The organism is Nonomuraea sp. JJY05 (genome assembly GCF_043496855.1).
Taxonomy (GTDB): Bacteria; Actinomycetota; Actinomycetes; order Streptosporangiales; family Streptosporangiaceae; genus Nonomuraea.
Genome location: NZ_JBIEIS010000031.1, coordinates 115,884 through 134,938 on the forward strand (window position 1 = coordinate 115,884; position 19,055 = coordinate 134,938).

14 protein-coding genes are annotated in these 19,055 nt (G+C 73.1%); 9 read left to right on the plus strand and 5 right to left on the minus strand.

The features are described 5' to 3' along the window. Positions 1 to 97 precede the first annotated feature (97 nt). Complete coding sequence (locus ACFKCF_RS39585; protein ID WP_394500448.1) at positions 98 to 736, plus strand: hemerythrin domain-containing protein; 639 nt, start codon at positions 98 to 100, stop codon at positions 734 to 736. Here the strand turns inward: ACFKCF_RS39585 and ACFKCF_RS39590 are convergent. Continuing rightward, positions 724 to 3,972, minus strand: a complete 3,249-nt coding sequence (locus tag ACFKCF_RS39590; protein WP_394500449.1) for a BTAD domain-containing putative transcriptional regulator — start codon at positions 3,970 to 3,972, stop codon at positions 724 to 726. The genes ACFKCF_RS39585 and ACFKCF_RS39590 overlap by 13 nt on opposite strands. A gap of 395 nt (positions 3,973 to 4,367) precedes the next feature. Between ACFKCF_RS39590 and ACFKCF_RS39595 the strand changes: the two genes are divergently transcribed. The 3 genes from ACFKCF_RS39595 to ACFKCF_RS39605 all read left to right on the plus strand — a co-directional run bounded on the left by ACFKCF_RS39595 (position 4,368) and on the right by ACFKCF_RS39605 (position 6,907). Next, entirely contained in the window at positions 4,368 to 4,841 is a 474-nt protein-coding gene (locus ACFKCF_RS39595) for a hypothetical protein (protein ID WP_394500450.1), read from the plus strand. A gap of 69 nt (positions 4,842 to 4,910) precedes the next feature. After that, entirely contained in the window at positions 4,911 to 5,582 is a 672-nt protein-coding gene (locus tag ACFKCF_RS39600; protein ID WP_394500451.1) for a response regulator transcription factor, read from the plus strand. Then, entirely contained in the window at positions 5,579 to 6,907 is a 1,329-nt protein-coding gene (locus ACFKCF_RS39605) for a sensor histidine kinase (RefSeq protein WP_394500452.1), read from the plus strand. Before ACFKCF_RS39600 ends, ACFKCF_RS39605 begins: the two co-directional genes overlap by 4 nt. A 38-nt stretch (positions 6,908 to 6,945) precedes the next feature. Here ACFKCF_RS39605 and ACFKCF_RS39610 read toward each other — a convergent pair whose 3' ends face one another. After that, on the minus strand, positions 6,946 to 8,421 hold the full coding sequence (locus ACFKCF_RS39610; protein WP_394500453.1) for a PucR family transcriptional regulator: 1,476 nt from the start codon (positions 8,419 to 8,421) through the stop codon (positions 6,946 to 6,948). 122 nt (positions 8,422 to 8,543) lie between these two features. Here ACFKCF_RS39610 and ACFKCF_RS39615 point away from each other — a divergent pair, with 122 nt between their 5' ends. Beyond that, positions 8,544 to 9,821, plus strand: coding sequence for an MFS transporter (locus ACFKCF_RS39615; RefSeq protein WP_394500454.1), 1,278 nt, complete (start codon positions 8,544 to 8,546; stop codon positions 9,819 to 9,821). A 48-nt stretch (positions 9,822 to 9,869) separates the two neighbouring features. Continuing rightward, complete coding sequence (locus ACFKCF_RS39620; RefSeq protein ID WP_394500473.1) at positions 9,870 to 11,441, plus strand: amidohydrolase; 1,572 nt, start codon at positions 9,870 to 9,872, stop codon at positions 11,439 to 11,441. A 69-nt stretch (positions 11,442 to 11,510) separates the two neighbouring features. Here ACFKCF_RS39620 and ACFKCF_RS39625 read toward each other — a convergent pair whose 3' ends face one another. Next, entirely contained in the window at positions 11,511 to 12,284 is a 774-nt protein-coding gene (locus ACFKCF_RS39625; protein WP_394500455.1) for a phytanoyl-CoA dioxygenase family protein, read from the minus strand. Positions 12,285 to 12,379: 95 nt separating this feature from the next. Here ACFKCF_RS39625 and ACFKCF_RS39630 point away from each other — a divergent pair, with 95 nt between their 5' ends. Together ACFKCF_RS39630 and ACFKCF_RS39635 are read left to right on the plus strand one after the other, a co-directional pair. Then, the gene (locus tag ACFKCF_RS39630; protein ID WP_394500456.1) at positions 12,380 to 13,240 is read left to right on the plus strand and encodes an AraC family transcriptional regulator; all 861 of its coding nucleotides are present in this window, start codon (positions 12,380 to 12,382) and stop codon (positions 13,238 to 13,240) included. Positions 13,241 to 13,280: 40 nt separating this feature from the next. Continuing rightward, entirely contained in the window at positions 13,281 to 14,543 is a 1,263-nt protein-coding gene (locus ACFKCF_RS39635) for an ABC transporter substrate-binding protein (protein WP_394500457.1), read from the plus strand. A gap of 7 nt (positions 14,544 to 14,550) precedes the next feature. Here the strand turns inward: ACFKCF_RS39635 and ACFKCF_RS39640 are convergent, their stop codons facing one another. Then, entirely contained in the window at positions 14,551 to 15,411 is an 861-nt protein-coding gene (locus tag ACFKCF_RS39640) for a LuxR C-terminal-related transcriptional regulator (protein ID WP_394500458.1), read from the minus strand. 85 nt (positions 15,412 to 15,496) lie between these two features. On the opposite strand from ACFKCF_RS39640, the gene ACFKCF_RS39645 reads away from it, so the two are divergent. Beyond that, the gene (locus ACFKCF_RS39645) at positions 15,497 to 17,110 is read left to right on the plus strand and encodes an AMP-binding protein (RefSeq protein WP_394500459.1); all 1,614 of its coding nucleotides are present in this window, start codon (positions 15,497 to 15,499) and stop codon (positions 17,108 to 17,110) included. Positions 17,111 to 17,297: 187 nt separating this feature from the next. Here the strand turns inward: ACFKCF_RS39645 and ACFKCF_RS39650 are convergent, their stop codons facing one another. Next, positions 17,298 to 19,043: a CBM35 domain-containing protein gene (locus ACFKCF_RS39650; protein ID WP_394500460.1), complete on the minus strand. Its 1,746-nt coding sequence runs from the start codon at positions 19,041 to 19,043 to the stop codon at positions 17,298 to 17,300. Positions 19,044 to 19,055: the final 12 nt, after the last annotated feature.

Below are 19,055 nucleotides of genomic sequence, written 5' to 3' on the forward strand. Positions count from 1 at the left end.
CGTGGGTGGAGGCGCAGGGCCCGCGCCAAGTCATCGCCAAGGGAGGTCTAAGTGCGGGGGCGCACTCTGGTGGCATCCCCGATCCAAGGAGCACCCGATGGCCCCCAACATGCTCGGATTCCGCATCACGCACCGTGCCATGCGCGGCGACGCCCGCCGCCTGGCCACGTTGATGAGCGGGCTCGCCGCCGGTGAGGAGCGGGCGGACCCGGCCCGGCTCGCCGCGATCGCCACGTTCGCCACCAAGCTGTGCGCCGGCATCCACCATCACCACCAGGCCGAGGACAACGTGCTCTGGCCCGTCATCGTGCGCTCGGCCGGCGCCGAGGTGGACCTGAGCGACCTGAGCGACGACCACGCCGAGCTCGACCCGCTGCTGGCGGAGATCACCGCCGCCGCCGCCCGGCTCGCCAAGGATCAGGCGGCGGCCGGCCGGATGGCCAAGGCCCTGACCACGCTCGCCGCCCTCCTCGACGAGCACATCGAGGAGGAGGAGCGGCTGCTCTTCCCCGTCATCGCGAAATACGTGTCGGAGGCCGACTGGCAGACGGTCGAGGACGAGGTGCGCAAGGGCGGTGACATCGGCTTCGACCTGCCGCGGATCGGCCAGTACGCGCGGCCGGAGGAGCTGGCCGAGCTGCGCAAACTGGCGGGGCCGGTGCTCGCGCTCCTGCTCAGGCTGCTGAACCGCGGTCACCGGCGCCGCCAGGCGCTGATCTTCGGCTACGGCAGGTGACCGCGCCTCTCACGGGCCGCCCGGGCCCAGTGGGGTGAGCCGACCAGCTTCGCGATCTCCTCGGCCCGCGCGTAGTGCTGGTCCGGATCCTGGCCCATCAGGCGCGCGAGGTCTCCGAGCAGCAGCGCGACGGGCCCGAGCGTGACGGATCCGCTGTGCATCCCGGCCAGCTCCCCGTCCCACTGCCGCAGGTTGTGGTAGCAGCGGACGGCCACCTCGACGTCCCCCAGCGCGACGGCGGTCTGCGCGCGCAGCCCCTCCCACAGCAGCCAGTAGTAGTCGAGCGAATGGGCCGAAGCGGGCCGCCAGATCCGCCTGGCGGCCTCCAGCTCGCCCGCCGCGGCCAGCGCCGCCGCGTACAGCTCGGCCGTGCCGTCGTTGGGCACGTGCTCCCAGAGAAAGGCGAGCTCGTCCAGCGAGTCGCGTACGTTGCCGCGGGCCAGCCGCACCACGAACCTGCCCAGCATGCCCATCGCCTCGGCGTTCGCGCCGCCGCGCTCGGCCATCTGCCGGGTGACGCCGTTGTAGACGGCCTCCGCGGCGTCGAAGTCGCCCTCGACCAGCTTGCGCTGCGCGCCGAAGAGCGTCAGGATCACCAGCGACAGGCCGAGCTGGCCGCTGGTGGAGACCGCCACGCCGCGGTCGGCGTGGCGCGCCGCGGCCGCCACGTCGTTGCGGCCCAACGCGGCCATGAGCAGCGCGCTGTGGCCCAGGGTGAGGTAGGCGACCAGCCGGTGCGTGCTCCCCAGCTCCAGCAGCTCACCGCCGACGGCTTCGAGCTCGTCGCGCCGGGCGGGTGAGAGCACGGCGAAGTAGCGAGCGTTGAGTGCCAGGCAGAGCAGCTCGGGGCGGCCGAGCCGGCGCGCGAGCGCCACCGCCTCGGCCCCGGCGGCGTCCACCCGGACGTCGTCGTGCCCTTCCAGCGCGAAGACGAGCGCCGCCAGCAGCCGGCAGCGCGTCTCGTCGTCGGGTCCCGCGGCCAGCTCCGACTGCACCGCCGCGACGAAGTCCTCGTCGTGGCGGGCGTCCTGCTGGATCGTCCAGATCACGGGCGCGTCGTACGAGGTCAGCGCCCTGGCGACGGGTCTGCCTGCGACGCGCCCCGCGAGCGAGCGGGCCGTCTCGACGGCGGTGGTGCGGGCGGCCACGGCGCCGATGACGTCGCCCGCGTGCCCGAGCGCCGACACCAGCCCGCACAGCAGCTCCAGTCTGGTCTCGTCGTCCTCGGCGAACTCCAGCGCCGCCCGCCACAGCGCCGCCGCCTCCCGGTGCGCGTGCAGGCCCGACGCCTGGACGGCCGCCGCCCGCGCGTACCGCACCGCGCTCGGCGCCGCCGCCTCCAGCGCGTGGTGGGCCAGCGCCGCCACGTCCGCCGGGCGGATCCGCTCCAGCGCCGCCACCACCCGCCCGTGCAGCCGGGTGCGGCGGATCCGGGCGGTGTCCTCGTACAGCACCTGCCTGACCAGGACGTGCGTGAACCGCAGCCGGCCGGGCCCCGGCTCGGCCAGCAGCCCCGTCAGGACCCCCGCCTCCACCCCGTCGAAGACCGTGTCCTCGTCCCCGTCGTGCAGCGCGATCAGGACGTCCACGTCCGCGTCCCTGCCGATCACGGCGGCGTTGCGCAGCACGGTCTGGGCGCTGGCGGGCAGGCGGCTGATCCTGCGCCGGATGAGGTCGCGCACCCCCGGCGGCAGCGCCTCGGCGGCCGCGGCCCCCTCGGAGGCGAGCAGCCGGGCGATCTCGCAGACGAACAGGGGGTTGCCGAGCGTGCGTTCGGCGATCGTGCGCACGGTCGCCGGCTCCAGCTCGCGCTCGCAGTGCCGGGCGAGCAGCGCGGCGACGTCGGGCTCGCCGAGTCCGGACAGCTCCAGGTGCCTGCTTCCGGCGGCGAGGGCGGCCAGCGTGGCGGCCAGGTCCTCGGTCGCCTCGGCGGGCCGGTGGGTGGCGAGGACCAGCAGCTTGGCCGTGGGCGTGAGGTGGCGAAGGAGGTGCAGGGTCTCGCCGTCGGCGCGGTGCACGTCCTCCAGCACGACGACCAGCGGCGCGTTGGCCGCCAGGTAGTCGGCCACCGACCGGGCCAGCCGGAACTGGTTCTGGATCGCGACGCCGTCGTGCAGCAGGGGCGCCAGCCCGGCGGGGTCGTCCGGCGGGCAGGCTGCGGCCAGCCGGCGGACGACCTCGCTCCACGCCCACGCGGGCGGCGCGTCGCCGTCGATCTCCGGGCAGCGGCCGATGGCCACCCGCCACCCGCGCTCCCCCAGCTCCGCCGCGAACGCCTCGGCCAGCGCGCTCTTCCCCGCGCCCGGCTCGCCGCCCAGCCAGACCGTGCGCTGGGCGGGGTGCGCGGCCTCCTCCCGGAGGACGGCCAGCTCGCGCTCCCTGCCGACGAGCGCGGGCCCGGGAACGGGCATCGGGCTCTGAGCGCGTGCGGGCTCCGGGCCGGGTTCTGGGTGCGGGCCGGGGGCGGGGTGCGCGTTCAGGGAGTCCGACTGGCGGAGGATGTCCTGTTCGAGGGCGCGTAACACCGGGCCGGGATCGACCCCCAGCTCCTCGGCCAGCTGCTCCCTGGCCCGGCGCAGCACCGAGAGCGCCTCCGCCTGGCCGCCGGACCGGTAGTGGGCCAGGGCCAGCAGGCGGACGGCGTTCTCGCGCAGCGGGTGCCGGTCGACGTGCCGGCGCAGCTCCGGGGCCGCCTCGGCGTGGCGCCCGAGCATGAGCGCGGCCTCGGCGCGGTACTCGACGGCGATCAGCCGCAGCTCGGCCAGCCTGGTCGCCTCCGGCATCGCCCACTCCTCGGGGAACTCCCCGTACGCGGACCCCGACCAGAGTCCCAGCGCCTCGTCGAGCAGGTCGTGCGCGGCCGCCGCCGCGCCCTGCTGCAGCGCCTTCCCGGCGGCGTCGACCAGGCCGGGCAGCCGCCACGCGTCCACGTTCTCCTCGGCCAGGCGGAGCCGGTACCCGGGCGGGGCGCTCACGATCACCGTGGCCGGGGCGCGCGGCGGGCGGTCGGGCTCCAGCGCGCGGCGCAGGTTCGAGACATAGACCTGGAGGGCGGCCAGCGCCTTGGGCGGCGGCTGCCCCTGCCAGAGGTCGTCGATGAACCGGTCCGCCGACACGACCTGGCCGCCCGCCGCCACCAGGCGCGCGAGCACGGCCCGCTGCCTGGCCGGACCGAGGTCCACGTCGCGGCCGTGCAGACTGGCCTGGAGCGGTCCGAGGACCTGGACATGGAGCATGGCATCCCCTGATCTACGAGCCCCCCGACCCGATCCCACACACGACCGTGCGGAACGGTCCACAGCCGCCAATCATGAGCCATCCACACATATTTGGGCAATCACCAACACTCTGACAGCCGCCTGCTGGCCGGCATGGACCCCGGCCGCATCGCCTAGGCCCAGCGCCGCTTCGCCCGCTACGACTCCGTCGGCCAGCACCGCATGGTGGACCTGCACGCCGGCACCATCCGCGACCTGGAGGAGGCGTACCGGGTCGGCGAGTACGTGCTCCCCCGCCTGCTGAATCTAGGGCGTTTCCAAGGTTCGCCGACGGCCGGATGAAGGTGGGCCCGGTTGGCTGGCGGCAGCCACCGGGCCGGAGGGGCCGGCCGGTCGGAAGAAGGAGACGCGACATGGACCGACGCAAGGCCGGCCTGGCCGCCGGCATGGTTCTGGTGCTGATGATGGGCGGTTCGGGGGCGCTGGCGGCCTCGTCCCGGCGGGACCCGGCCGGGGATCCCTGCGCCAAGGCGGCGGCATGCACGCCTGACGACCTCGCCAAGGCAAAGGCGGCCAAGGCCGCCGAACTCGACGGGAAGTGCTCGCCCGGCGTGAAGGGGAAGGAGCAGCCCAAGCCCGTCGAGTCAGGGGCGCTGGCCAAGGCGCTGGCCGCGTCGCTGGGCGTCGGGCTCGACCGCGCGAAGGCCGCCGAGGAGGAGCTGAACCTGCTCAGCCAGAAGGGCGGGATAAATCCGAAATCACCGGAGTTCGCCGCGATAGCCGAGCGCCTGGGCGTGTCGGCCGAGCGGCTGATCCAGGCGCTGGAAGACTTCAAGCGGTCCTTCGTACGGGAGCAGGACGCCGTCGAGAAGAAGCCTGGATCCTGAGGCGCCCGGCCTCCTCCGGCAGAGCGCTCGGGGGTGGGCGGCGGCGGGCACGGCGAGGAGAGTGGCATCATGCACGTCCTTGTGGCCGACGACGACGAGGCGGTGCGCCGTTCGCTGACGCGTGCGCTCGCCCGCGAGGGTTATCACGTGAGCACCGCCGCCGACGGCCTGCGCGCGCTGGAGGCGGCCGGCGGCGGGCGGCAGGACGCGGTGGTGCTGGACATCATGATGCCCGGCCTGGACGGGCTGGAGGTGTGCCGCCGCCTGCGCGCCGGCGGCGACCGCACGCCGATCCTGATGCTCACCGCCCGCGACCTGGTCGCCGACCGGGTCGCCGGGCTGGACGCCGGGGCCGACGACTACCTGGTCAAGCCGTTCGCGCTGGAGGAGCTGCGGGCCCGCCTGCGCGCGCTGCTGCGGCGCAGCGGGGCGGCCGAGGAGGTGCTGCGCTTCGCCGACCTGGAGCTGGACACCGCCGCCTGCCGGGCCGCCCGCGGCGCGCGGGCGCTCGACCTGACCAGGACCGAGTACACGCTGCTGAAGGTGTTCCTGCGCAACCCGGGCCGGGTGCTGAGCCGGGGCGTGATCTTCGACGCGGTCTGGGGGTACGACTTCGGCCCGTCGTCCAACGCGCTGTGGGTCTACATCAGCTACCTGCGGGCCAAGCTGGAGGCCGGGGGCGAGCCGCGGCTGATCCAGACGGTGCGCGGCCTGGGGTACGTGCTGCGGGAGGAGCCGTGACGCTGCGGACCAGGGTCGCCCTGGCCGGGGCGGCCGTGGTGGCGGCGGCCCTGCTGATCGCCTCGCTGGTGGTCTATCCGTCGATGGCGGGCGGGCTGAGCGGCCAGCACGACGGCGAGCTGGTGCTGGCCGCCGGGCAGGCGCCCCAGCTGCTGGCCTCGTTCAAGATCACCCGTGCGCCCCTGCCGACCTATCCGGTCTCCGTGGGCAACACGCTGCTGCAGTTCTTCCCGCCTCCCGTGGACACCGGGCCGACCACCGGGTTCGTCCCGCTCTCCGACAGGGACGCCGGGGTCGCGTGGGGCAAGCTCCCCCCGTACTTCCAGGAGGTGACCTACGGCGGGGCGCGCTACCGCGTCTACACGGCTCCGCTGGGCCAGGTCGACCAGGGGCTGGTACGCACCGCGTTCCCGCTCGACCGGGACGACGAGACGTTGACCAACCTGAGGCTCCTGCTGGGCGCGCTGATCCTGGGTGGCGCGCTGATCGCCGGGATGGGGGCGCGGCTGCTCGCCGGGCGGGTGCTGCGCCCCATCGGCCGCCTGACCGAGGTGGTCGAGCACGTCACCGCCACCCGTACGCTCACCGCGGGCGGGCTCGACGGCAGCGGGCGCGACGAGGTCGCCCGGCTGGCCCGCTCGTTCACCACGATGACCGGCGCGCTGAGCGAGTCCCTGCTGGCCCAGCGCCGCCTGGTCGCCGACGCCTCGCACGAGCTGCGCACCCCGCTGACCAGCCTCATCACCAACCTCGAACTGCTGGGCGAAGGGCGCGGCACCGCCGACCCGCAGGCCCCGGCCCTGGTCCACGACGCCCGCGCGCAGGCCGGGGAGCTGCGGGTGCTGGTCAACGACCTGGTGGAGCTGGCCAGGTACGGCGACGTCCAGATCCACACCGAGGACGTCCGCCTCGACCTGGTCGCGGAGCGCGTGATCGCCAGGGCGCGGGGGCGGGCGCCGCACGTGCGGCTGCGGGACGAGCTGGCCGAGTGCCTGATCCACGCCGATCCCGACGCCGTCGAGCGCGCCGCCGCCAACCTGGTCGACAACGCGATCAAGTGGAGCCCGCCGGGCGGGGAGGTGCTGGTCGAGGTGAGCGCGACCGGCACGCTGTCGGTCGCCGACCAGGGGCCCGGCATCGCCCCCGAGGACCTGCCGTTCGTCTTCGACCGCTTCTACCGGGCCGAGGCGGCCCGGTCGCTGCCCGGCTCGGGGCTGGGGCTGGCCATCGTGCGCCAGATCGCCGAGGCACACGGCGGCACGGTCCGCGCCGAGCCCCTCGCCCAGGGCGTCCGCCTCGTCCTGTCACTCCCCCTCGCCACCTGATCACCCGCCCGACCTGACGAAATGCCCGGCCATGAGCTCTAACCGGGCGGCACCAGGTCGCCGAGGGAGAGGGCCAGCCAGAGCTGGAGCCGGTGCCCTGGGTCGGCGAGGGGACGGCCCGAGACGCGTTCGGCGACGGCCAGGCGGCGGCGCAGGGTGTTGCGGTGCACGCCCAGCCGCCGCGCGGCCGTCTCCAGGTTCGAGCCCGCCTCCAGGTACGCGCGGAGCGAGTCGATCAGGTCGCCGCCGTGCCGCGCCTCGTACTCGCGCAGCGGGCGGAGCGCGGCGGCGGCGAAGCGGTGCGCGGCGGCGGGCACGATGGCGTCCCTGAGCAGCGCGGACGTCTCGAGGTCGTCGACATGGAGATAGCCGTCGCCCCGGCCGGCCAGGGTGGCGGCGTGCCGTACCGCCGAGGGGAGCTCGTCCAGGCCGGGCGCCCGGCAGCCCCCGCCCGGCACGCCCAGCCGCGCGCACAGCTCCGTTCCCCACCAGGGCCTTCGTTCCGGCAGCACGAACACCGCGCCCTCCGGCCGGGCGCACACGAGCGCCAGCTCCTCGGCGTCCGCCGCCACCTCCTCCAGCGCCTCGACCGCCGCCTCCGGCGGGACCGGCGCCGTCACGACCACCTCGTACGGCGGCGCCGCGACCGGGCACAGCTCGCCGAGCCGGCGCGGCGACAGCCCGCCGTCGAGCACGGCGGCCAGCAGCGCCCCCCGCTGGGCGTGCGCCTTGGCCCGGCCGGCCCGCACGCCGAGCAGCTCCATGGCGAGCAGGCAGGCGGCCTGGTTGGCCAGCATCCTGGCGTGCCACTCCAGCGGCGAGGCCGTGCACATGGCCAGCCAGCCGGTCGGCGGCCCGGAGAAGCCGAGGCTCTGCACCTGGACGGCCTGGATGCCGTCGTCCAGCACGCCCGCGCTCAGCCGGGCCGCGCCCTCCGCCATCTCCAGGGCCCTGGCGTGCCAGGGCCGCTCCCCCGCCGGCGTGGCCGCCCTGGGCTTGCCCTGCGGGTCGAGCAGCAGGGACTCGCCGCCGGTGTGCTCGGCCAGGGCCCGCAGGATGCCCGAGGTGCCCGACAGCAGCGCGGCCCGCGCCATGGCCTCCTGGGCGGCGACGACCCGCCGCTCCCCGCGTACGCGCTCGTCGGCGTGCCACCGGGCGACGGCCTCGGTCACCGCGATGAACGAGGTCAGGATCTCCAGCACCGGCAGCCCCTGAAGGTCGGCGGCGGCCAGCACCTCCTCCGGGACCGCCGTCACGGCCTCGCCGAGCGCGAAGGCGAGCGCGGCGCAGCCGGCGCCCGACAACCGCTCGACGTACGCCTGCCGCCCGGCGGGGTCGCCGGGCAGGCCGAGGCCGATGGTCATCACCAGCTCGCCCCCGCGCAGCCACGGCACAGGGTCGGCCAGCTCCGACACGTGCGCCCAGCGCACCACCCGCGACAGCCCGGCGCGTCCGGCCAGCAGCCGCATGCGCATGCCGGGCAGGGTCATGGCCTGGGCGACGGTCAACGCCATGGGCGTTCCTCAGGGCTGTGCATACCGCACTCTAATTCACCGCCGGTGGTGCGATTCGTCCCGGCCCCCGTCCGGCTGACCTGCGCTTATCGTCGTCGCACCCCCTGAGACCCGGAGGATCCATGAATCGCGCCACCCGGGCGGCCGGCGCCGCCTTCGTCGGGACCACGATCGAGTGGTACGACTTCTACGTCTACGCCACCGCCGCCGCGCTGCTCTTCGACGACCTGTTCTTCCCCAACGCCTCCAGCCCCACGGTGGCGCTCATGGCGTCCTTCGCCACGTACGCGGTCGGCTTCTTCGCCAGGCCGCTCGGCGGCATCGTGTTCGGACACTTCGGCGACCGGGTCGGCCGGAAGTCGGCGCTCGTGGTCACGCTGCTCATGATGGGCGGCGCGACGTTCGCCGTGGGCCTGCTGCCCACGTACGCGTCGATCGGCACGCTCGCCCCCGTGCTCCTGGTGCTGCTCCGCTTCGTGCAGGGCCTGGCGGTCGGCGGCGAGTGGGGCGGGGCCGCGCTGATGGCGGTCGAGCACGCGCCCCCGGGCAAGAAGACGTTCTACGGCGGTTTCGCCCAGCTCGGCAACCCGGCGGGCGCGCTGCTGGCCACGGGCGCGTTCAGCCTGATGACCCTGTTCGGCGACGACGTGCTGCACTCGTGGGGCTGGCGGGCGCCGTTCATCGTCTCGGCCGTGCTGGTGCTGGTCGGCCTGTTCATCCGGCTGCGCGTCGAGGAGTCGCCCGTCTTCGAGGAGACCGACAAGACCGGGGTGCCGATCAAGGAGGTCTTCCGCACGTCGTGGCGGTCGGTCCTGTTCGGCATCGGGACGCTGCCGGTGGCCATCGGCGGCTACTACATCCTCACCACGTTCCTGCTGTCGTACGCCACGGGCCCGTCGGTCGGGGAGACCGAGCAGCTCATCCTGAACGGCCTGAGCCTCGCCGCGTTCGTGGAGCTGGTCGCCACGCTCGGCATCGCCTGGATGGGCGACAGGTTCGGCGGGCGCAAGGTCGCCATCTGGTTCCTGATCATCACGGCGGTGCTGGCGGTGCCGCAGTTCGCGGTGCTCGGCACGCACAGCACGTTCCTGATCTTCCTGATGCTCGGCCTGATGCGGCTGGCCACCTCGGGCACGTACGGGCCGATGGCCGCGATCCTGGCCGAGATGTTCCCGCCGCAGGTCCGCTACACCGGGATCTCGCTCGCCTACCAGGGCGCCGGCGCGATCTTCGGCGGCCTGTCGCCGCTGGCCGCCACCGCCCTCGTCGGCGCGTACGGCGGCGCCGCGTGGCCGGCCGTGGCGCTGCTGGTCGCCATGTGCGCGCTCAGCGTGCTCTGCCTGGTCGTGGCGCCCCGTCACCGCGACCGCGTGCCGGCCGCTCCGATCACCACCGAATAGGAGAGTGCATTGTCCACCACCGTCATCACCGGCGGGAACGTCATCACGATGGACCCCTCGAACCCGTACGCGCGGGCCGTGGCCGTACGCGACGGCCGCGTCCTGGCCGTGGGGCGCGAGGAGGACGTCCTCGCCCAGGCGGGCCCGGGGGCGGAGCTCGTGCAGGCGGGCGGGCGGAGCGTGCTGCCCGGCTTCATCGACCCGCACAACCACCTGCTGTCCACCGCCGAGACGCTGGTGGCGGTGGACGCGCGCTACCCGGCCGTGGGCAGCGCCGCCGACCTGGTCGCCGCCGTCGCCGCCGAGGCCGCCAGGACCCCGGCGGGCCAGTGGATCAGGGCGTACGGGATGGACGACGCCAAATATCCCGGCGGGCGGCCGACCCGGCGGCAGCTCGACGAGGCCACCACCGAGCACCCGGTGATCGTCTACCACGTGTCCGGGCACCAGGCGGTGGTCAACTCGGCCGCGCTGTCCTGGCGCGGCATCGGCGACGACGTGGCCGACCCGGCGGGCGGCGCGTTCGTGCGCGACGAGGGCGGGCGGCTGACCGGCATGGTGCTGGACTCGGCGATGGAGCTGATCCTGCCCGTGGCCGTGGACATCGGCTGCCACGGCCCGAACTTCCACGTCGACCTGCCCCTGGAGCAGCTGCGCTCGTGGCTGGAGCTGGCCGGGGAGACGTACCTGCGGGCCGGGGTGACGACCGTGTGCGACCCGCAGGTCTCGCGCCGCGAGCTGCTGGTCTACCGCTCCGCCTGGGAGGCGGGCACGCTGCCGGTGCGCACGGCGGTCATGCCGCTGTCGCACATGCTGGACGAGCTGTCCTCGATCGGCCTGGCGGGCCCGTTCGGCGACGACCGGCTGCGGTTCGGCGCGATGAAGTTCTACTGCGACGGCACGCTGCTGGGCGGCACGGCGATGTTCGACGAGCCGTACGGCGAGGGCTTCACCGGCTCGCTCTACCACCAGCCCGAGCAGCTCGTCGACCTCGTACGGCGGGCCGCGACGGCGGGCTGGCAGATCGGCATCCACACCCAGGGCGACCGGGCCATGGGCTACTCCCTCGAAGCGATCAAGGCCGCGGTGGCGGTGTCGGGCGACGACGCCCGGCCCAGGATCGAGCACTGCGGCCACCCGACGCCCGCCCAGGTCAGGGAGTTCGCCGCGCTCGGCGTGATCCCGGTCAACCAGCCCAACTTCCTCCACGACAGCGGCACCGACTTCGTGCGCCGGCTCGGCGAGCGGCGGGCGCACCGGTTGCAGCCGATCCGCGAGGAGCTGGACGCGGGGCTGCGCCCGGTGCTGTCCAGCGACTCGTTCGTCTCCTCGCTGCGGCCCATGGAGACGATCTCGAACGCGGTGCGCCGCCGCACCAGGGAGGGCGGCCCGATCGGGGCGGAGCAGGCGATCACCCTGGAGGAGGCGCTGCGCGCGCACACGGTCGACGCGGCGTACGCGCTGCGCATGGAGGACCGGATCGGTTCGCTCACGCCCGGCAAGCTCGCGGACGTGGTGGTCCTGGACGGCGACGTCCGGAGCATGCCCGCGGACGCGCTGTCCGGCGTGGACGCGTGGCTGACCATGCTCGACGGGCACATCGCCTACCGCGCGGGGTAGCCCTCTCGGACGCGTGTCCCACGCCGGGAGGCCGGCCGGCGTGGGGCGGCTGCCGTGCCCGACCCGAGGTCAGGCCAGCTTCTCGGCTCCGGCGAAAGGCATGTGCTCGCCCTCCACGTACGCCGGGAACGGCTGGTAGACGTTCACCCCCGGATCCCCGCGGAACAGCAGGGCCGAGACGAACGGCTGCTCCTCGCTGGTGATCCGGGTCGAGGTCGGGATGTAGCGGATGGTCAGGCCGCAGCGGCGGCGCGGCGAGGTGTTGGCGTTGGAGGCGTGCAGGATGTTGGGGTGGTGGACCTCCACGTCGCCGGGCGCCAGGACGAGGTCCACGGCCTGCGACTCGTCCACCGTCACCGCGCTCTCCGAGCCGAGCACGTTGTCGATGTCGTCGCGCTGCCGCAGCTCGTGCAGCTCCTGCCGGTGCGAGCCGGGGATCACGCGCAGGCAGCCGTTCTCCGTCGTTGCCTCGTCCACGGCCAGCCAGAGCGTGACGACGCGCATCGGCTCCAGCGGCCAGTACGCGCCGTCCTGGTGCCACAGGACCGGTTTGCCGGAGAAGGGCGGCTTGCTGATGTAGTGCGAGGCGAAGAGTGCGATGTCGGAGCCGACGAAGAGCTCGGCGATGTCCAGCAGCCGGTCGTCGCCGACCAGCCGCACCCAGAAGGGGTCGCGGGCGACCAGCTCGGTGCCCAGGTCCTCGCCGTGCAGGTCGGGGTGCTTGGCCTGGAGCCAGGCGACGTGCTCGCTCGCCTCGGCGATCAGGTCGCGGTCGAGGACGTCACGGAAGATCGTGTAGCCGTCGCGGTCGTAGTCCTGAAGGGTCCGGTCGACTCTCACCATGCGCTCCTTGTGAGGGTGTGGCGTCACTCGGATTCTTCGGTCTTCACGGGACGGGTTACTAGTAATCACCGCTCCACAAGTATTAATTTCCTGACATGCCGACCGTCCTGCGCTGGGTCGAGTTCGCGGCCGGCCTGCCGTACCACGCGGCCCTGGTGCCGGTGAAGGGCGGCCGCAGGGACCGGCCGGAGCCGCACTCCCACGCCGACTTCCACGAGCTGGTCTTCGTGACCGCGGGGGCGGGCGTGCAGCGCGTCGGCGAGGCGGAGCAGCCGCTGCGCGCCGGGGACGTGGTGCTGGTACGGCCGCACGACCGGCACGAGTTCGCCTCGGCCGACGGCATGCGCTTCGTCAACATCGCCTTCCCGAGCGAGCGCTGGCGGGCCTTCGCGGACGTGGCGGGGCTGGCGGGACCGGCGGACTGGGACCGCCGGGAGCTCCCGCTGTCGGCCCGCGCCGACCTGGACGGGCCGGTGGCGGCGGAGTTCGCCCGCGTGCTGGCCGCCTACTCCGGCGCGCCCCGCGTGCTCGACCTGGTCGGGCTGCTGACGGCGGTCGTCCCGCTGCTGGAGGGCGCCGACGGGACGGCCGTGGACCGGCGGCCCGGCTGGCTGGTGTCGGCCTGCGTCGCGATGCGGCGCGAGGAGAACCTGCGCGAGGGCCTGCCCCGGCTGCAGGCCCTGGCCGCCGTCAGCCCCGGGCATCTGGCCCGCTCGATGCGCAGGCACTACGGGTGCACGCCGATCGGGTTCGTGGTCGGGCGCCGGCTGGAGCACGCCGCCCTGCTGCTGACCACGACGACGGAGGGCATCGGCCGGATCGCGCAGCGCTGCGGCTTCTCCGGCCAGTCGTATTTCGGCCGGCTCTTCCAGGAGCGGTACGGCATGGCCCCGCGATGTTACCGGGGGGTTACGCGGCGAGCCGTCGTCCCTCTGGACAGCCAAGATATCAAGTGATTAGATGACTTAATCCCCCCAAGATCGAAGGAGGCCGGGCATGATCCGGTCACTTGGTGTCGCCGCCGTCATCTGCCTCGCTCTCACCGCCTGCTCCTCCGGCGCATCCGCACCCGAGCAGGCCGCCGGCAAGACGGAGCTGAAGCTCTACAACGACAAGGGCGCCTGGAGCAAATACTTCGAAGAGATGGGCAGCCTGTCCAAGCAGCAGATCGGCCTGTCCATGAAGCCGGTCGGCTACACCGACGAGCCGACGTACCAGGCGTTCATCAAGGCGTCGTTCCGCACGGACGTCAAGCCCGACCTGTTCACCTGGACGACGGGCGGGCGGCTGGCGGAGATCGTCGCGCAGAAGCAGGTCTCCGACACGACCGCCATCTGGCAGGAGGCGATCAAGAACGGCGACCTGTCCGCCGACCTGGCCAAGTACTACACGGTGGGCGGCAAGCAGTACTGCGTGCCGCTGAACGCGGCGTACTGGGGCATGTTCTACAACAAGAGCGTCTTCGACAAGTACCAGCTCAAGCCGCCGACGACGTGGGACGAGCTGATCAAGGTCGCCGACACCCTGAAGAAGAACGGCGTGACCGCCTTCTACCACACGTCGGTGCTGTTCTCCTTCGTCTGGTTCGAGCAGCTCCTGGCCGGCACCGACCCCGACCTCTACGACCGCCTCTCTGCGGGTCAGGCGAAGTACACCGACCCCGGCGTGGTCGACGTGATGAAGCGGTGGAAGTCCATGATCGACGCGGGGTACTTCAACAACCCCGGCGACAAGACCGACCCGGGCGACGTGCTCAAGACCGGCAAGGCCGCGATGGTGTCGTTCGGCACGTGGTTCAACACGAGCATGACGCAGCGCGACATGAAGGCGGGCACCGACTACGGCTTCTTCGTCATCCCGAACGTCAACCCCACGCTGCCCAAGACGTCGATGATCTTCGAGAGCGGCCCGCTCTGCTCGCTAGCCAAGGCGCCCGACCCCGACGCGAGCACGAAGTACCTCAAGTGGTGGGTGGGCTCGTCCGCCCAGGAGAAGTGGGCCACGGCCAGGGGCGACGTCTCGGCCAACCCCAAGGTCGCCATCGCCGACCAGGCCATCGCCGAGGTCAGCAAGGCGGCGGGCAGCGGCGATTATCGCCTGGTCAACCGCTACTTCGAGGCCACGCCGCCCCCGGTGCTCACCGCCGCGCTGGACGGCTTCGGCGCCTTCGTCGTCAAGCCGGACACCTACCAGAAGGTCCTGACGGACATCCAGGCGGCCGCCGACGAGTACTGGAGCGCCCACCCCCCGGGCAACTGAGCGCGGGTCAGGGCAGGAAACCGCGGTGGCGGGCGGCGATCACCGTCTCCATCCGGGTGTGCGTCCCCAGCTTGCGCATCGCGTTGCGCAGGTAGCTCTTGACCGTCTCGGGCCGGATCCCGAGCCTCTCCCCGGTCTCCGCGTTGCCGCAGCCCACGGCGACCAGGGCGAGGACGTCGAGCTCGCGCGGCGACAGCGGGCTCGGCCGCTCCGGGGTCCGGCCGTCCGGGCGGGCCAGCCGGTCGCACACGTCCTGGAGCCGGGCCCGGATCCCGGCGTCGGCGACGTCCTGGGTGATGGCCCTGAGCTGGGCGTGCGCCTGGCGGACCGCCTCCCACTCCCCGGCGGTCGGCGACTCGCGGGCGGCCCGGGTGATCGCCGCCGTCTCCATCTCGGCCAGCCGCCGCTCCACCTCCCGCCTGACGGTCAGCTCGAAGCTCACCCGCGCGGCGACCTGGGTCATGGCGTCCACCACGCGGTCGCTGATCGACAGGGGCTCGCGGATGCCGCCGTACAGGACGCCGGACACGCCGCCGTCCACCGTGACCGGCACGGCCGCGATGGCCCGCAGCCCCTCGGCGATCACCGGTTTGTCGTACTCGTGGCTGATGCGCGGGTCGGCGGCGTAGTCGTCGACCGTGCCGGGGCGCGCGGTGGTGATCACCCGGCCGCCGAGCCCGTTGCCCGCGCTGACGACCAGGCCGCGCAGCGCGCCGGTCAGGGTGCCGCTGAACTCCGTCAGCGTCACACCGAGGGAGCGGGACCCCACCCCGCCGCCGAACACCACCGGCAGGCCCGTCGCCCGGCGCAGCCGGCCGACGGCGGTCTGGAACGCCTCACGGTCGGTGGGCGCGTACGGTGCGGCCATGGGACCAGCATGACCGAGGCCCCCGGCCGACAGCCACCCCCGAAAGGGGGTGGTGCCGGGCCGGGTACGGGGGAATTCTCCGTTCATGGCTGATGCACTGCTCTCCTACGCCTCGGGCGTGTCCGAGGTCCCCCTGCTGGGCGAGACGATCGGGGAGAACTTCGAGCGCGCCGTGGCCCGGTTCGGCGAGCGCGAGGCGCTGGTGGACGTGGCGGCCGGGCGCCGCTGGACCTACGCGCAGCTCGACGCCGCCGTGAACGAGGTGGCGCTCGGCCTGCTGGCCCGCGGCATCGCCAAGGGCGACCGGGTCGGCATCTGGGCGCCCAACTGCGCCGAGTGGGTGCTCGTCCAGTACGCCACCGCCAAGATCGGCGCGATCCTGGTGAACGTCAATCCCGCCTACCGGGCCCACGAGCTGGCCTACGTCGTGAAGCAGTCGGGCCTGCGGCTGCTCGTCAGCGCGGTCACGCACAAGAGCAGCGACTACCGGGCGATGATCGGCGAGATCGGCTTCGGGGACGCGGTGTTCATCGGCGAGCCCGGCTGGGACGAGCTGGTCGAGAGCGGCCGGCGCGCCGACCCGGCCCTGCTGGCGGAGCGGGCGGCGCGGCTGACGTTCGACGACCCGATCAACATCCAGTACACCTCGGGCACGACCGGCTTCCCCAAGGGCGCCACGCTGTCCCACCACAACATCCTCAACAACGGCTACTTCGTCGGCGAGCTGCTCGGCTACACCGAGGCCGACCGGGTGTGCCTGCCGGTGCCGCTGTACCACTGCTTCGGGATGGTCATGGGCAATCTCGGCGCGACCTCGCACGGCTCGTGCGTCGTGCTGCCCTCGCCGGGGTTCGACCCGGAGGCGACGCTGCGCGCCGTGCAGGCCGAGGGGTGCACGTCCCTGTACGGGGTGCCGACGATGTTCATCGCCGAGCTGGCCCTGCTCGGGTCCGGAAATTTCGATCTTTCGACCCTCAGAACGGGCATCATGGCGGGCTCCCCGTGCCCCGTCGAGGTCATGAAACGCGTCGTCAGCGAGATGAACATGACCGAGGTCGCCATCTGCTACGGCATGACCGAGACCTCGCCTGTGTCCACGATGACCCGCCGGGACGACGGCCTGGCCCGCCGCACCGAGACCGTCGGCCGCGTCATGCCGCACATCGAGGTCAAGGTCGTCGACCCGGAGACCCGGCTGGCGCTGCCCCGTGGCGTGCCGGGCGAGCTGTGCACCCGCGGCTACTCGGTCATGCTCGGCTACTGGGCCCAGCCCGACGCCACGGCCGAGGCCGTCGACGCCGCCCGCTGGATGCACACCGGCGACCTGGCCACCATGGACGCCGACGGCTACGTCAACATCGTCGGCCGCATCAAGGACATGGTGATCCGCGGTGGCGAGAACATCTACCCGCGCGAGATCGAGGAGTTCCTCTACGGCCATCCGGACGTCGCCGACGTGCAGGTGATCGGCGTGCCCGACGAGAAGTACGGGGAGGAGCTGATGGCCTGGATCGTCATGCGGCCCGGCGCCGGGACGCTGGCGGCCGAGCGCGTCAGGGAGTTCTGCGCGTGCCGCCTGGCGCACTACAAGATCCCCCGGTACGTGCACGTGGTGGACGCGTTCCCGATGACGGTCACCGGCAAGATCCGCAAGGTGGAGATGCGCGAGCAGGCCGCCGGCATCCTCGGCCGCTCATGAAGGCGAACCGGCCCCGTGGCCAGGAGAACCATGGAGCCGGCCCGGAATGCGCGTCGTCACGGCGAGCTACCCGTGAGCCTTCACGACCGGCCAGGACGGACGGTCACTGACGTCGGCGCGTGCGGCCCACCGTGCGCAGCCGTAAAGGATGGGGTTGGGCGGCGCCGCAGGAGCGCGGCGCCGCACGTCAGTTCTGGTCGAGGAAGCGCTGGGCCAGCGTGCGGCCCAGGTTGACCGCCTGGGTGTGGTTCTCGATGGTCTGGACCTTGGTGCCGGAGCCGGTGAAGACGATGTACGTGACGCCGGTGTCCGTGCCGCCGTTGCTCGGGTCGGGGTTGATGCCGAGGTCGGCCGCCGTCCGGTAGGACGCCTCGCCGATGATCCCGCTCGGCCCCGTGTCACCCATCACGGCGTACTCCACCTGCCCGTTGTAGACGATCGCCACCACGGTGCCGCAGCCGATGCCCTTGGTCCGGTAGTCCCAGATGGAGCTGGAGCTCGGCACCACCATGTACGCGAGCTGCGCCGCGTTGAGCGGCGAGTCGCCGCTGGTGTGGCAGGCCGTGTCGGGCTGGAAGCAGCAGTCGGTGTCCTCGTTGCACTGCGACGTGCGCACCCCGTCGCAGTCGATGTCCATGTCGCCCTTCCAGAACACCGCCCCGGTCTTCTCGCACACCGCGACCGTCGCCGAGCTCACGTCGGAGTCCGTCTTGTACCTGCCGTTGGAGATCTGGCTGCACGCGGTCACCTTCGCGAGGAGCTGGTCGGCCGTCGGCCCGGTGCCGCCGCCGCCGGTCGTGCCGGTGACCGCGGCGCTGCGGCCGGACTCGTTGCCCGCCGCGTCGATCGCGGTGACCGTGTACGTGTGCGTGGACCCGGCGGTGAGCCCGCCGATCGTGGCGCCGGCCGTCGGCGTGGTCGTGACCACGGTCGTCCCCTCGTAGACGCGGTAGCCGGTGACGGCCACGTTGTCGCTGGAGTCCGTCCAGGCCAGCGTGATGCTGGCGGCCGAGGTGCCGGTGACGCGGACGTCCGCGGGCACGGTCGGCGCCTGCCCGTCGGGCCCGCCGGAGCCGCTGACCGAGAGCCGGTCCACGTTGGGGCCGCCGTTGGCGGTGGTGGCGGTCGCGCGGACGGTGTTGACCCCGGCGTTCAGCGACACCGTCAACGCGGCGTCCGCCCAGGTGTCCCAGTTGGCGGTGCCGGGGAAGTCGCGGGTCTGGACGGCGGCGCCGTTCACCGCGAGGGTCATCGGCCGGTTGACGGTCGTGCCGTTGGCATACCTCAGCGTGAGGGTGTGCGTGCCGGCCTCGGCCACGTTGACGGACCACTCGATGTAGCCGCCCACGGCGTTGACGTAGTCGACGAAGCCGGAGCCGGTGTAGCCGGTGTGGTTGGTCGCCACCGCGGCCTGCGACAGCGTGGCGGCCTCCGCCTGGTACTCGGTCGCGGGCGCGTCGGCCACGGTCACTTCGAGGTAGTCGAGGTTGGGGTTGCCGCCCGCGGCCGTCGAGGTGATGCGGATCCTGTTGTCGCCCGCGGCGAGCGTGGCGGTCAGGGTGGAGGTGGCCCACGTGGTCCAGGCCCCGGTGGGCCCGAACGTGCGCCCGGCCGAGACGACCGTGCCGTTGACCGAGACGTCCGTGGCGCGGGTCGTGGTGGTGCCGTTGGCGTAGCGGACGGCGAGGGTGGCGGTGCCGGCCGCGGGCGCGTTCACCGTCCACTCGGTGTACGGGCCCGCGGCGTTGTCGCTGTTGACGAAGCCGGTGCCGGAGAAGCCGGCGTGGTTGGACTCGACGACGCCCTGGACGTTGGTGGCGTTCTCGGCCTCGTACCGGACGGTCGCGGCCCGGGCGGGTAACGCGACCAGGCCGGTGAGGGCCAGGCAGGAGACGGCCAGGACGACGAGGCGGCGTAAGCGTGGGGGGTGCACAGGCGTTCCTTC

What these genes read in the sequence shown, in the direction of transcription:
- ACFKCF_RS39620 (WP_394500473.1), top strand. Translation starts at nt 9,870, where the DNA reads ATGGACCCCTCGAACCCGTACGCGCGGGCCGTGGCCGTACGCGACGGC.
- ACFKCF_RS39595 (WP_394500450.1), top strand. Translation starts at nt 4,368, where the DNA reads ATGGACCGACGCAAGGCCGGCCTGGCCGCCGGCATGGTTCTGGTGCTG.
- ACFKCF_RS39635 (WP_394500457.1), top strand. Translation starts at nt 13,281, where the DNA reads ATGATCCGGTCACTTGGTGTCGCCGCCGTCATCTGCCTCGCTCTCACC.
- ACFKCF_RS39600 (WP_394500451.1), top strand. Translation starts at nt 4,911, where the DNA reads ATGCACGTCCTTGTGGCCGACGACGACGAGGCGGTGCGCCGTTCGCTG.
- ACFKCF_RS39625 (WP_394500455.1), bottom strand. Translation starts at nt 12,284, where the DNA reads ATGGTGAGAGTCGACCGGACCCTTCAGGACTACGACCGCGACGGCTAC.
- ACFKCF_RS39590 (WP_394500449.1), bottom strand. Translation starts at nt 3,972, where the DNA reads ATGCTCCATGTCCAGGTCCTCGGACCGCTCCAGGCCAGTCTGCACGGC.
- ACFKCF_RS39640 (WP_394500458.1), bottom strand. Translation starts at nt 15,411, where the DNA reads ATGGCCGCACCGTACGCGCCCACCGACCGTGAGGCGTTCCAGACCGCC.
- ACFKCF_RS39610 (WP_394500453.1), bottom strand. Translation starts at nt 8,421, where the DNA reads ATGGCGTTGACCGTCGCCCAGGCCATGACCCTGCCCGGCATGCGCATG.
- ACFKCF_RS39585 (WP_394500448.1), top strand. Translation starts at nt 98, where the DNA reads ATGGCCCCCAACATGCTCGGATTCCGCATCACGCACCGTGCCATGCGC.
- ACFKCF_RS39645 (WP_394500459.1), top strand. Translation starts at nt 15,497, where the DNA reads ATGGCTGATGCACTGCTCTCCTACGCCTCGGGCGTGTCCGAGGTCCCC.
- ACFKCF_RS39615 (WP_394500454.1), top strand. Translation starts at nt 8,544, where the DNA reads ATGAATCGCGCCACCCGGGCGGCCGGCGCCGCCTTCGTCGGGACCACG.
- ACFKCF_RS39630 (WP_394500456.1), top strand. Translation starts at nt 12,380, where the DNA reads ATGCCGACCGTCCTGCGCTGGGTCGAGTTCGCGGCCGGCCTGCCGTAC.